We start from the raw sequence: 11,468 nt of genomic DNA, 5'->3' as shown, positions 1-11,468 counted from the left end.
CGACCAAGGCAACGACGCGGCGGTCATCCCCGGCGCGAATGCCGGCGCCGCGGCCCAAGGACATCTCACGCCGGTGTACATAGGCGCCACCGTGGCGGGTGCGGCCGTGATCGCCGGTGCGCTCACCGGGGGCGGCAGCCACGACGGCACCGGCGGCACGACAGGCACCACCGGCACCCACTGACCTGCCCGACCCGATGCCGGTGATTCCAAGGCGCGGCCCTTCGCGGGGCGCGCCTTTTTCATGGCCGCTGCTAGGCAGTGAAACGGCGCACCCACGCCACATAGCGGTCCACGAAACCCTGCAGGAATTTCTGGGTGCCTTCGTTGCCGATATGGCCCTCGGCGTCGAACAGGCCTTCCTTGTTCTGGATGAACACTTCGGGTTGACCCAGCGTAGGCACATCCAGGTAGGCAAGCACATTGCGCAAATGCTGCTGTGCCAGCGCCGTGCCCGTGGCTCCCACCGAAATGCCGATCACGGCCCCAGGCTTGCCGGCGAACGAATTCGTGCCCCACGGGCGCGACGCGATATCGATGGCGTTCTTCAGCACGCCGGGGATCGAGCGGTTGTACTCGGGCGTGACGAACAGCAGCGCGTCCGCCGCGGACACCTCGTCCTTGAGCCGCTGGCATTCGGCGGGGTAATGGCCGTCGAAATCCTGGTCGTACAGCGGAAGGTTGTCGATGCGCAGGTGCTCGAAGCCGAAGTCGGAAGGGGCCAGCCGCTCGACGGCCCTGGCCAGGTGCCGGTTGAAGGAATCCTTGCGCAGGCTGCCTACCAGTACGGCCACTCGAATCTTGCTCATGCCGATGCACTCCTATGGATGAGGGCGAAAACCAGGTCGCAGCATGACAGCCGCGGGGGTCAATCCCGCGTGAGCGGCTTGCCCCTGCCCAACGGCGGCCCCGTTCTATGCCTTTTGATGTAGCGAAAATCGGCCCGCGGGCCGTCCCATGCAAGGTACGCTACAGCAAGGCCACCCCACGCGCTGCCACATGCAACCGGGGACTCACCACGAAGGATGGCCGCAAGCGCAAAGGACGCGCGCGCCTGCTCCACGAAGGAGCAGGCGCTGACACAGGGGTACGGCGAGATGGGAGGGCTGTTCGCATCGATGGCGAGGCGTTGCCAATGGCGGATGCTGTGCATCCTCGCCACGGGCCTGTTCGCGTCTGCCGCGCATGCCGACACCGCGTTGTCCGGTGCCTCACGCGAAGTGCGCGCGGGCGACACGCCGCAGATCGTGCTGGAGGCGTTTCGCCGCGGCGAACTCCCGAGTTTCGATCCGAACCTGCTGCAGCGCGTGCCCACGCGTGGACTCGGCACATGGGTGGTGCTGCAACCCGAGCCGCCGTTGGTGGGCGAAGAACGCGTGTTCACCATCTACCCGCTGCCGCTGTCATCGGTGACGCTCTTCGATGCGCAGGGAAAAGCCTTCACGCAATCCCTCGATGACTTCACGCCGCCCGCGCACGGCAACGGACGCCTCGCCTATCGCATCGGACCCGAGGTGCCGGCCTCCTCTCCCATCCTGGTCCGGTTCGATCCCTCGCCGGTGCGCAGCATGCCGGTGAGCTTCCATTTGCAGTCCTGGCATGAGTACCTGCGGGAAGACGCGCGCTGGCTGGTCTTTGCCAGCGCCTGCTTCGCCGTGATGCTCGCCATGTCGCTGATGGCCTTGTGCCTGGCGATGATGCTGCGCGATTCCACCTTCGCGTGGTACGCGGGCTACGTGCTCTGTTACGCCCTGATCCAGGGCTTGCAGACCGGCTACCTTTTCCATCCATTGGAAATCACCGTGCTGGCGGGCAGCGCCGCGTTGGTCAGCTCGGCGGCGGTGGCGCTGTCGCTGGCGTTCGCCGCGATGTTCATCGCGCGCTTCTGCGAGCTTCCGCGCTTTGCCCCGCTGCTGCACACACCGACGCTCGCGCTGGCCGTGGGCATGCCGCTGGTGGTGCTGTTGCGCAGCTGCCAGATACCGGTGCTGCAGCAGACCGCGCAGGTGCTGGTCGGGCCGCTGCTGATCATCGGCACGTTGCTGCTCCTGTTGGCCGCCGTGGTGGCTGCCGCGCGAGGCGCGCGGCCGGCGTGGTTCTTCCTGGCCGGCTGGACGCCACTGCTGGCGCTGACCGCGCTCTCCAGCAGCCAGGCCGGCGGCATGTTGGCCGACGTGATCTGGCTGGGCGATGCATCTCTTGCGGCCGGCGCGTTCGAGGCGGTGGTGCTCTCGCTGGGCCTGGCTGATCGCGCGCTCAGCATGCGTCGCGATCGCGATCTCGTGCAGGAACTGGCGGACAACGATGCACTGACCAACGTGCTCAATCGTCGCGCCTGGGCGGAAAGCGTGTCGCGCCTGCTGGGCAGCGGCACTACCCAGCCGGTGGCGCTGCTGTTCCTGGACCTGGACCACTTCAAGGTGCTCAACGATCGCCAGGGCCACGCCGCCGGCGACCGGGCATTGATCGCCGTGGCCGATGCGTTGCGCCATGAACTGCGCCCGCATGACCTGCTCGGCCGTTACGGTGGCGAGGAATTCGTGGCGATGCTCTACGGCGTGGAACAGGCCCAGGCGATGCAGGTCGCCACGCGGCTGTGCCGCCGCGTGCACCGTCTGGACATTCCGGTGAACGATGACGGCCTCGTGCTCAGCGTGAGCATCGGCATCGCCATGCGCGTGCTGGAGGACAACGTGGAGTCGCTGGTGGAGCGCGCCGACCACGCGATGTATCGCGCCAAACTCGCCGGCCGCAACCGGGCCCGCCTCGACGAAAAGCTGGAAACACCGCCGCGGCGCAGCTGGCCACGCGCCGTCGACAACGACCGCAGCCGCTGAGCCGTGCATGCGGACTCGGAAAATCGACAAGACACCGCGTGTACATCCGCCACACTGAAGGCCACCGACGACCCGGAGGCATCCATGGCCACCTCGCAGCTCCCAGGCAGCACCATCATCCCTTGCCTGCGCTACCGCGATGCGCATGCCGCGATCGACTGGTTGTGCAAGGCATTCGGCTTCCAGAAACAGGCCGTCTATGACGACGACCAGGGCGGTGTCGCGCACGCCCAGCTCGTCTACGGCAACGGCCTGCTGATGCTTGGTTCGGTGCGCAATGACGGTTTCGGAGCGCACATGCTGCAGCCCGATGAAACGAATGGACGCGAGACGCAATGCGCCTGCGTGATCGTGAAGGATTGCCGGGCACACTACCAACAAGCGAAGGCCGCCGGTGCCGAGATCGTCGACGAGTATGCGGAAAAGGACTATGGCGGCGCCGGCTACAGCTGTCGCGACCCGGAGGGCCACCTGTGGTGGTTCGGCAGCTACGACCCATGGGCCGAGCACGCCGGCCAGGCATCAGGCGCTGCCGGGCTCGACGGGTAGGTAGATATCCGCGCGCAGCATCGCCTCGGGTACCTGCTCGGGGTCGTCGAAGAAATGGCGGAACGGCATCTCGTCGCGCAATGCGTAGCCGCTACCTGGCAGCCAATCGGCGATGAAGCGGTCGGTCGCCGCGTCGAGCGCATGGTATGAACCGACATGGTGGCAGCGCGCCCACGTGCCGCCGCCGAGCACCAGCGGCCGCACCACTGCATCGCCCTCGAATTCGTCACCGCTGAAGGTGAGCGCGCACTCGAACCGGCATTGTTCCGGCGGGACCTCGCGGGCCTCGTCCAGCGGAACGCCATAGATGCCCGACACGCGGTCGACCACGCCCTGCATCGCGGCCCACTGGAACAGGCGCTCATACGCGCCGTCGAGATCCATCTGGGGGCCCGTGTGGCGCATCGCCATGATGCGGAAGGGTTCCACCGACACGACCTCCACCTTCAGTGCCACGGTTCTTTCCTTATCGGCCGGCGGACGACGCAACCGTTCGATCTCCGCCTGCAGGCGCTCGCCGTTACCGCGCAGTTCGCTCGGCGTCGCTGCAAATGCGTTCCGGAAAGCGCGTGCGAACGCCTGCGGGGTGTCGTAGCCGATCGCAAGCGCCGTCTCGGTCACGCGTCCCTCCGGGTCGACCAGCAAGTGCAGGGCCCGAAGCAGGCGCAGGCGCGCCACCGTCTGGCCCACCGTCTCGCCGGCCAGCGCCCGATACACGCGATGGAAATGGAATGGCGACAAGTGGGCGGCCTCGGCGAGACGCGAGAGCTCGGGCAACTCACCGCCCTGCTCCACTGAGGTCTGCAGCAACGCGACAGCGCGATCGATGCGCCGCAGATAGTCCTGACGCGTGTTGGCTTTCATGGGGGCTTCCTTGAAGGGCGGGAGCCAGTGTGCGCGGCGCCGTCAAGCACCATGGCTCCATTCTTGCGCATTTCGCCGGGCGTGCTTTCGGCGTGAGCCTCGCCTTATAGGCTGGAAGTCATGGTGGGACCACCGTCACGTGTCGCTTAAAGTCGGTTGTCGAACCCACCGCCCACCGCTGACCAGTCCGGAACGGCCGTCTTTACGGCCTGCCCGCTTGGAGGATCCATGCGCATCCGCCGTACCCTGCTTGCCGCCGCCACGCTTGCCGCCTTCACCGCCGGCCTCGTCCAGGCCCAGACCGCACCACTGACCCCGGACGTGCCGCAGGCCAAGTTCGTGCAGCCCACCGCCGGCTACGACTACGTGAAGCGCGAGGTGATGATTCCGATGCGCGACGGCGTGAAGCTGCACACGGTGATCGTGATCCCCAGGGGCGCGAAGCACGCGCCGATCCTGCTGACGCGCACGCCTTACAACGCCGACGGCCGCGCGGCGCGTTTCGAGTCGCCCCATATGGACGCCACGCTGCCGCAGGGCGACGAGGTGTTCGTCAAGGGCGGCTATATCCGCGTGTTCCAGGACGTGCGCGGCAAGTACGGCTCCGAAGGAGAGTACGTCATGACCCGCCCGCTGCGTGGCCCGCTCAATGCCAGCGAAGTGGATCACTCGACCGATGCCTACGACACCATCGACTGGCTGGTGAAGAACATTCCCGAGTCGAACGGCAAGGTGGGCATGCTCGGTTCGTCCTACGAGGGCTTCACCGTGGTGATGGCGCTGGTCCATCCGCATCCCGCGTTGAAGGTGGCCGCGCCCGAGAGCCCGATGGTGGATGGCTGGATGGGCGACGACTGGTTCCACTACGGTGCCTACCGCCAGACCAACTTCGACTACATCTCCGGCCAGACCGCGCAGAAGGGCAAGGGCGAAGCAGTACCCCGCGTGGGCTTCGACGACTACAGCAACTTCCTCGCCGCGGGCTCCGCCGGCGACTACGCGCGCGCCAACGGCTTCGAGCAGCTGCCGTTCTGGCGCAAGCTGCATGAGCACGCGGCCTACGACGCGTTCTGGCAGGGCCAGGCGCTGGACAAGGTGATGGCCGAGCAGCCGCTCACGGTGCCCACCATGTGGCTGCAAGGCCTGTGGGACCAGGAAGACATGTGGGGCGCCATCCACAGCTACGCCGCGACGGAGCCGAAGGACAAGGGCAACGACAAGAACTTCCTGGTGATGGGCCCATGGCGCCACAGCCAGGTGAACTACGACGGCACCTCGCTCGGACCGCTGCAGTGGGACGGCGACACCTCGCTGCAGTTCCGCCGCGACGTGCTCAAGCCGTTCTTCGACCAGTACCTGGTGGATGGCGCACCCAAGGCCAACACCCCGCCGGTGCTGATCTACAACACCGGCGAAAACCACTGGGACCGCTTCAAGTCCTGGCCACTGAGCTGCGACAAGGGCTGCGCCAGCAAACCCAAGGCCTTGTACCTGGGCGCCAACGGTGCGCTGTCGTTCAATGCGCCAGCGGGCGATGCCAACAAGTACGACGAATACGTGTCCGATCCGGCCAAGCCCGTGCCCTACCAGCCGCGCCCGGTGCATTTCGCCGACCACGATGCCTGGACGCGCTGGCTGGTGAACGACCAGCGCTTTGCGGATGGACGTCCAGACGTCCTCACTTACGTGACCGAGCCGCTGACGACGCCCGTGCACATCGGCGGCGCGCCGCAGGTGAACCTGTATGCATCCACCAGCGGCACCGACAGCGACTGGGTGGTGAAGCTGATCGACGTCTACCCGGACACGGTGCCGTCAAACCCCTCGATGGGCGGCTATGAGCTGGCGGTGTCGCTGGACATCTTCCGCGGCCGCTATCGCACCAGCTTCGAGCACCCGCAGGCGCTCACGCCCGGCCAGCCGCTGCTGTACAGCTTTGGCCTGCCCACCACCAACCACGTGTTCCAGCCGGGCCATCGCATCATGGTGCAGGTGCAGTCCAGCCTGTTCCCGTTGTACGACCGCAATCCGCAGACCTTCGTGCCGAACATCTTCGACGCCAAGCCCTCGGACTATCAGAAGGCTACCCAGCGCGTGTGGCACACGCCGGGTACGGCGAGCTCCATCAGCTTGCCGGTGGTTCCGAACGGCTGAGGCCTCACGCCTTTGCATGACCCGAAAGGCCGGCGTTATGCCGGCCTTTTCGTTGCGACAAAACGTCGACAAGCCAATCACTTGAAATTAATTATATGTATGATTAATTTCTTGGCATGAGTCCATCCAAACCCCGTACAACCACCCGGCGCGCTCCCGGTCGCCCCGGCACGGACAGCCCCGACCTGCGGCCGCGCCTGATCGAGGCGGCCCTGGAGTGCTTCGTGCGCGACGGCATTGCCGCCACGTCCCTGCGTGCCATTGCCAGCCAGGCGGGAGTGACGCCAGCCCTGCTCAACTACTACTTCGGCAGCAAGCTTGCGTTGCGCGATGCGGTGTTCGAGGAACGCCTGATGCCCGCCGTCAAAACCCTGCGCGAGCACGTGGCCCAGGCCGGCGACGACGCACATGCCATGGCCCGGAACTTCGTGCGCGGCGTGTTCGGCGTGCTGCAGGCCTATCCGTGGTTTCCGGCGCTGTGGGTGCGCGAGGTGCTGTGCGAAGGCGGCGCGCTTCGCGAGTTGCTGCTCTCGCGCATCGGCCCGGAGCTGCCGCATATGCTGGCCGGCCGGTTTGCCGAGGCGCAGCGGCGCGGCCAGCTCAATCCCGCGCTGGATCCACGTCTGCTGGTGGTTTCCATCATCGGACTCACCCTGTTTCCCGCCGCCGGCGCGCCGATCTGGCGGCAGATCTTCCAGGCGGACCTCAGCATGGACGATCTGGCCAACCACGCGCTCGCCCTCCTCGGCCACGGCATGGAATCCACGCATGACGACTGATCGCATGGCATGGCTGGCCCGTATCTCCATGGCGGCTTCGTTGCTGCTCGCCGGTTGCCGCGCCTCGCCGCCGGAAGTGCTGGGCACGGTCGAGTTCGACCGGATTACCCTGCCCGCCCCCGCGGCCGAGCACATCGTGCGGATCGATGTGCGCGAAGGCCAATACGTACCGGCAGGCACGCGCATCATGCAATTGGAAACGGCGCGCACGCAGGCCGCACTGGATACGGCGCAAGCCGACCTGCATCAGCAACAACAGGCCCTGCTCGAACTCGAACACGGTCCGCGCGAGGAACAGATCCGGCAGGCTCGCGCCAACCTCGTCGGTGCGCAGGCGCAGGCGCGCGACGCCACGGCGTATTACCAACGCCTGTCCGCGCTCGCCCGGCAGCAGTTCGTCTCCGCCGCCGACCTCGACCGCGCCAAGGCCGCTGCCGGCAATGCCGAAGCCGCGGTGGGCGCCGACCGCGCCGTGCTCGACCAGTTGTTGAACGGCTCGCGCCTGGAGGACATCGCCCAGGCCCGCGCCGCGGTGGCCGCCGCATCCGCCACGGCGAGCTCGCGCGCAGTCGACCTGGAGAAACTGGACCTCACCGCGCCTCGCGACGTGCGCGTCGACAGCCTGCCCTATAAGCTCGGCGACCAGGCCCAGCCCGGCACGCCGCTGGTGATCCTGCTGGCCAGCGACACGCCCTATGCGCGCGTATACGTTCCCGCGGCGCTGCGCCCGTCGGTGAAGGTCGGCGATGCCGCCGTGGTGACCCTGCACGATGGCAGGCAGCGCTTCCATGGCAAGGTCCGCATGATCCGCAGCGAACCGACCTTCACGCCTTACTTCGCGCTGAGCGGCGACGACGCGACGCGGCTGAGCTATCTCGCCGAGATCGCGCTTGGCCAGGATGCGAGGGACCTGCCGCAGGGCTTCCCGGTGTCGGCCACGTTTCCCGGAAAACATGTCGATGAGTGACGTGGCCATCTACGCACAAGGCCTCACCAAGCGCTTCGGCAACCTGGTGGCGGTCAACGCGGTGAACCTGGAAGTGCCGCGTGCCTGCGTGTATGGCTTTCTCGGCCCCAACGGCTCGGGCAAGTCCACCACCATCCGCATGCTGTGCGGCCTGCTCACGCCCAGCGAAGGCGATATCGAAGTGCTCGGACTGCACATTCCGCAGCAGGCGGAAGAGCTCAAGCAGCACATCGGCTACATGACCCAGAAGTTCTCGCTGTTCGACGATCTCTCGGTTCGCCAGAACCTGGAGTTCCTTGCCACCGTGCAAGGCCTGTCGCGCCGCGAGGAGAAGACGCGCGTCGACGATCTGCTCAAACGTTATCGCCTTGACGACCGCGAGGAACAGCTGGCCGGCACTCTCAGCGGCGGCCAGAAGCAGCGGCTCGCGCTCGCCGGCGCCATCGTGCACCAGCCCGAGCTGCTGTTCCTCGATGAGCCGACCAGCGCGGTCGACCCGGAATCGCGCCGCGACTTCTGGGAGAAACTGTTTGAACTCGCCGACGAAGGCACCACGATCCTCGTCTCGACGCACTACATGGACGAGGCCGAGCGTTGCCATCGACTGGCCATCCTCGACACCGGCAATCTCGTGGCCGACGGAACGCCGGCCGAACTCACGGCGAAGCTCGACGGCCGCACGTTCCTGGTGCGGGCAGACACCCCACGCAAGGCCAAGGAAGCACTGGATGATCAAGCTGACGTGCTCAGCGTGGCGCAGATCGGCAACGAGCTTCGCGTGCTGACGCATGAAGGCCATGCATCGATCGATGCGCTGCGCCGGCGACTCGAGGAAGCCGGCGCGCAGGCCGAGGTGGAAAGCGTGGAGCCCAACCTGGAAGACGTCTTTGTGGTTGCCACCCGCAGACACGCGGCCAGCCAGGAGCAGCCCGCGTGAACCTGCGCCGCCTGTGGGCCATCATGATCAAGGAGCTGCGCCAGCTGCGACGCGATCGCATCACGCTGGCCATGATCATGGGCATGCCGGTGCTGCAGCTGGTGTTGTTCGGCTATGCCATCAACCTCAACCTGCGTCATCTCCCCGCCGCCGTGGTCGACCAGGCGCAAACGGCCGGTTCCCGCGCCGCCATACAGGACATGCTCGCCAGCGGCGTGATCGAATGGCGCGCCACGGCGCGGAGCCCGCAACAGCTGATCGACTTGCTGCGCGAAGGCCGCGTGAGCGTCGCCATCGCCGTGCCGCCCGACTTCGAACGACGCAAGCTCGATGGGCGCGAGGCCATCCAGGTCATGGTCGACGGCAGCGACAACGTCGTGCAGGCGGCGGCCGCGCAACTCGCCCAATATCCGCTCAACCAGCCCGACGATTTCCACGCGATGGCGGAGCAGCCGATCAGCGTGGTGAGCTTCTACAACCCCGAGCGGCGCTCGCCGGTAAACATCGTGCCCGGCCTGGTGGGCGTGATCCTCACCATGACCATGGTGCTGTTCACCGCGGTGGCCATCGTGCGCGAGACCGAACGCGGCAACATGGAACTGCTCATCACCACGCCGGTGAGCCGCACCGAGTTGATGATCGGCAAGGTGCTGCCGTACGCGGCCATCGGCCTGGTGCAGACCAGCCTGGTGTTGCTGCTCGGCGTATGGCTGTTCCAGGTGCCGATACGGGGCAGCCTTTGGGACGTCTATATGGCGGCGAGCCTGTTGATCCTCGCCAACCTGTCGCTGGGGCTGTTGATCTCCACCCGCGCGAAATCGCAGTTCCAGGCGATGCAGATGACGTTCTTCGTGTTCCTGCCTTCGATCCTGCTGTCGGGTTTCATGTTTCCGTATGACGGCATGCCGCGTCCCGCGCAGTGGATTGCGGAGCTGCTACCGCTCACCCACTTCATGCGCCTGATCCGCGGCATCATGCTGCGCGGTGCGGATCTGGGCGACCTCTGGCAGGACAGCGTCGCGCTGGCCGCCTTCATCGCCATCATGCTCACGCTCGCGATCCGCCTGTTCCACAAGCGACTGGACTGATCCGACGCATGGGCTGCAACAAGAAGGGCCGGCATGCACCGGCCCTTCGGCTTGCCGCTGCACGCGGGGAATTACGGCGTGCACGCCTTGTTGTGGTCGGCGTGGTAGCCCTTGGCCTTGGCGTCGGCCTCGCTCATGTAAGAGCCGGACTTGGTCTTGCCGTACCACTTGTCGTTCGGGCAGTGATAGACCTTGCTGCTGGAGTTGACCCAGACCATGCCTGGACCACCACCCGGGGCAGCCGTCGCCGCAGGCTCATGCATCGACTTGCTCGGCGCTGCCGTCTTCGCCGGCGCGGCGGCAGGAGCCGCAGCAGGAGCCGTCGCCGGAGCGGCGGCAGGCGCGGCAGCCGCCGGTGCTGCGGCCGCGGTGTCGTACCACTCCTTCACTCCCTTGTGACCCGAGCAGGCGCCCTTCTTGGTGGCATGGTCGGTATAGCTGCCATCCTTGCATTGCCCGGTCGAACCTGCGGGCGCGGATGCCTGCTGTGCATGGACAACCGGACCTGCCAGAAGACCGGCGAGCAAGACTGCGATCAACCCGTACGATTTCATGTTCGTTCCCTCCAGCGCGAACTCGTCTGATCCATGGAGACACCGTCTGGCGTGGCCGACGTGCTCCTCTCGTGCATCGCGCCGTGTGACAGGCGTGGTACGCGGCGTATGCGTACAGGCGCTCATGCGCCTGCGTGGTGACTATGCATCAAGCATGTGTCGCGCAATCGTCATCGCGACGCGACCGTTCATGCTTCGTGTTGCCGCTTCGAAAAAACCTGCGAACAAAAACGGGCCGCTGGCGGCCCGTCAGACAGCCTCGAGCAAGCCCGCACCGCGGAGCCGCGATGCGGGCGAACCCATCAATGGCTGTTGATGATGATGTCGGTGATGATGCCGGTCGCCGCCGCCACCAACAGGAATTCGCCGGTGTCGCTACGCACCCACTGGTGTTCCGGCGGAGGCGGCGCGAGATGGTAGGTGCGCCAGTCTTCGACCACATAGCGGCGATCACGGTATTCCACCGGCACGTAACCACCACGGTGGTACCAGCCTTCATGCAGGCCGCGATCGTGCACGATCACGTAGTCACGGCGCTCGTAGTGCTCATCGTGACGCTCGTGCTCATAGCGATCACGGTCGTGCCCGTAGTCATGATCGCGGTCGCGGTCATGATCGCGATCGCGATCGCGGTCGTGGTCATGATCGCGATCGTGGTCACGGTCATGCCCGTGATCATGATCGTAGTAGTCGTGATCCTGGCCGTACGGGGCCGGCGCCGCCAGCAGCGAGGGGGTTG

At 66.3% G+C, this 11,468-nt stretch carries 11 protein-coding genes and 1 pseudogene; 8 read left to right on the top strand and 4 right to left on the bottom strand.

All coding sequences use genetic code 11. The features are described 5' to 3' along the window. Positions 1-184 (top strand): annotated as a pseudogene (locus JMF82_RS20770) (hypothetical protein); the annotation flags it as partial. A 70-nt stretch (positions 185-254) separates the two neighbouring features. Here JMF82_RS20770 and JMF82_RS20765 read toward each other — a convergent pair. Beyond that, positions 255-809, bottom strand: coding sequence for an NAD(P)H-dependent oxidoreductase (locus tag JMF82_RS20765; protein WP_201316429.1), 555 nt, complete (start codon positions 807-809; stop codon positions 255-257). Positions 810-1,025: 216 nt separating this feature from the next. Here JMF82_RS20765 and JMF82_RS20760 point away from each other — a divergent pair, with 216 nt between their 5' ends. Both JMF82_RS20760 and JMF82_RS20755 read left to right on the top strand, forming a co-directional pair. Next, on the top strand, positions 1,026-2,837 hold the full coding sequence (locus JMF82_RS20760) for a diguanylate cyclase (protein ID WP_307837999.1): 1,812 nt from the start codon (positions 1,026-1,028) through the stop codon (positions 2,835-2,837). An 84-nt stretch (positions 2,838-2,921) separates the two neighbouring features. After that, positions 2,922-3,386: a VOC family protein gene (locus JMF82_RS20755; RefSeq protein ID WP_201316428.1), complete on the top strand. Its 465-nt coding sequence runs from the start codon at positions 2,922-2,924 to the stop codon at positions 3,384-3,386. Here JMF82_RS20755 and JMF82_RS20750 read toward each other — a convergent pair. Then, the gene (locus JMF82_RS20750) at positions 3,360-4,250 is read right to left on the bottom strand and encodes a GyrI-like domain-containing protein (RefSeq protein WP_201316427.1); all 891 of its coding nucleotides are present in this window, start codon (positions 4,248-4,250) and stop codon (positions 3,360-3,362) included. The two genes, JMF82_RS20755 and JMF82_RS20750, sit on opposite strands and share 27 nt — an antisense overlap. 228 nt (positions 4,251-4,478) lie before the next feature. Here JMF82_RS20750 and JMF82_RS20745 point away from each other — a divergent pair, with 228 nt between their 5' ends. The 5 genes from JMF82_RS20745 to JMF82_RS20725 all read left to right on the top strand — a co-directional run bounded on the left by JMF82_RS20745 (position 4,479) and on the right by JMF82_RS20725 (position 10,175). Beyond that, positions 4,479-6,404, top strand: a complete 1,926-nt coding sequence (locus tag JMF82_RS20745; protein ID WP_201316426.1) for a CocE/NonD family hydrolase — start codon at positions 4,479-4,481, stop codon at positions 6,402-6,404. A gap of 116 nt (positions 6,405-6,520) precedes the next feature. Then, positions 6,521-7,183: a TetR/AcrR family transcriptional regulator gene (locus tag JMF82_RS20740; RefSeq protein ID WP_201316425.1), complete on the top strand. Its 663-nt coding sequence runs from the start codon at positions 6,521-6,523 to the stop codon at positions 7,181-7,183. Beyond that, complete coding sequence (locus JMF82_RS20735) at positions 7,173-8,150, top strand: HlyD family efflux transporter periplasmic adaptor subunit (RefSeq protein WP_236585606.1); 978 nt, start codon at positions 7,173-7,175, stop codon at positions 8,148-8,150. Before JMF82_RS20740 ends, JMF82_RS20735 begins: the two co-directional genes overlap by 11 nt. A gap of 7 nt (positions 8,151-8,157) precedes the next feature. Continuing rightward, positions 8,158-9,087: an ABC transporter ATP-binding protein gene (locus JMF82_RS20730; RefSeq protein WP_201316431.1), complete on the top strand. Its 930-nt coding sequence runs from the start codon at positions 8,158-8,160 to the stop codon at positions 9,085-9,087. Next, positions 9,084-10,175: an ABC transporter permease gene (locus JMF82_RS20725; RefSeq protein ID WP_201316424.1), complete on the top strand. Its 1,092-nt coding sequence runs from the start codon at positions 9,084-9,086 to the stop codon at positions 10,173-10,175. The genes JMF82_RS20730 and JMF82_RS20725 overlap by 4 nt, the downstream gene beginning before the upstream one ends. A 71-nt stretch (positions 10,176-10,246) precedes the next feature. On the opposite strand, the gene JMF82_RS20720 is transcribed toward JMF82_RS20725, so the two are convergent. Further along, entirely contained in the window at positions 10,247-10,729 is a 483-nt protein-coding gene (locus JMF82_RS20720) for a DUF3761 domain-containing protein (RefSeq protein ID WP_201316423.1), read from the bottom strand. Between the two features lie 302 nt (positions 10,730-11,031). Further along, positions 11,032-11,468 (bottom strand): RcnB family protein (locus JMF82_RS22130; RefSeq protein ID WP_307837997.1); only part of this gene is annotated, 437 nt, incomplete at its 5' end.

The organism is Dyella sp. EPa41 (assembly GCF_016586165.1).
Taxonomy (GTDB): Bacteria; Pseudomonadota; Gammaproteobacteria; order Xanthomonadales; family Rhodanobacteraceae; genus Dyella.
This window is presented reverse-complemented; position numbering and strand designations above follow the sequence as displayed.

Excerpts from the sequence above, each read along its gene's own strand:
- JMF82_RS20765 (WP_201316429.1), bottom strand. The coding sequence starts at position 809 with ATGAGCAAGATTCGAGTGGCCGTACTGGTAGGCAGCCTGCGCAAGGAT.
- JMF82_RS20760 (WP_307837999.1), top strand. The coding sequence starts at position 1,026 with ATGGCCGCAAGCGCAAAGGACGCGCGCGCCTGCTCCACGAAGGAGCAG.
- JMF82_RS20755 (WP_201316428.1), top strand. The coding sequence starts at position 2,922 with ATGGCCACCTCGCAGCTCCCAGGCAGCACCATCATCCCTTGCCTGCGC.
- JMF82_RS20750 (WP_201316427.1), bottom strand. The coding sequence starts at position 4,250 with ATGAAAGCCAACACGCGTCAGGACTATCTGCGGCGCATCGATCGCGCT.
- JMF82_RS20745 (WP_201316426.1), top strand. The coding sequence starts at position 4,479 with ATGCGCATCCGCCGTACCCTGCTTGCCGCCGCCACGCTTGCCGCCTTC.
- JMF82_RS20740 (WP_201316425.1), top strand. The coding sequence starts at position 6,521 with ATGAGTCCATCCAAACCCCGTACAACCACCCGGCGCGCTCCCGGTCGC.
- JMF82_RS20735 (WP_236585606.1), top strand. The coding sequence starts at position 7,173 with ATGACGACTGATCGCATGGCATGGCTGGCCCGTATCTCCATGGCGGCT.
- JMF82_RS20720 (WP_201316423.1), bottom strand. The coding sequence starts at position 10,729 with ATGAAATCGTACGGGTTGATCGCAGTCTTGCTCGCCGGTCTTCTGGCA.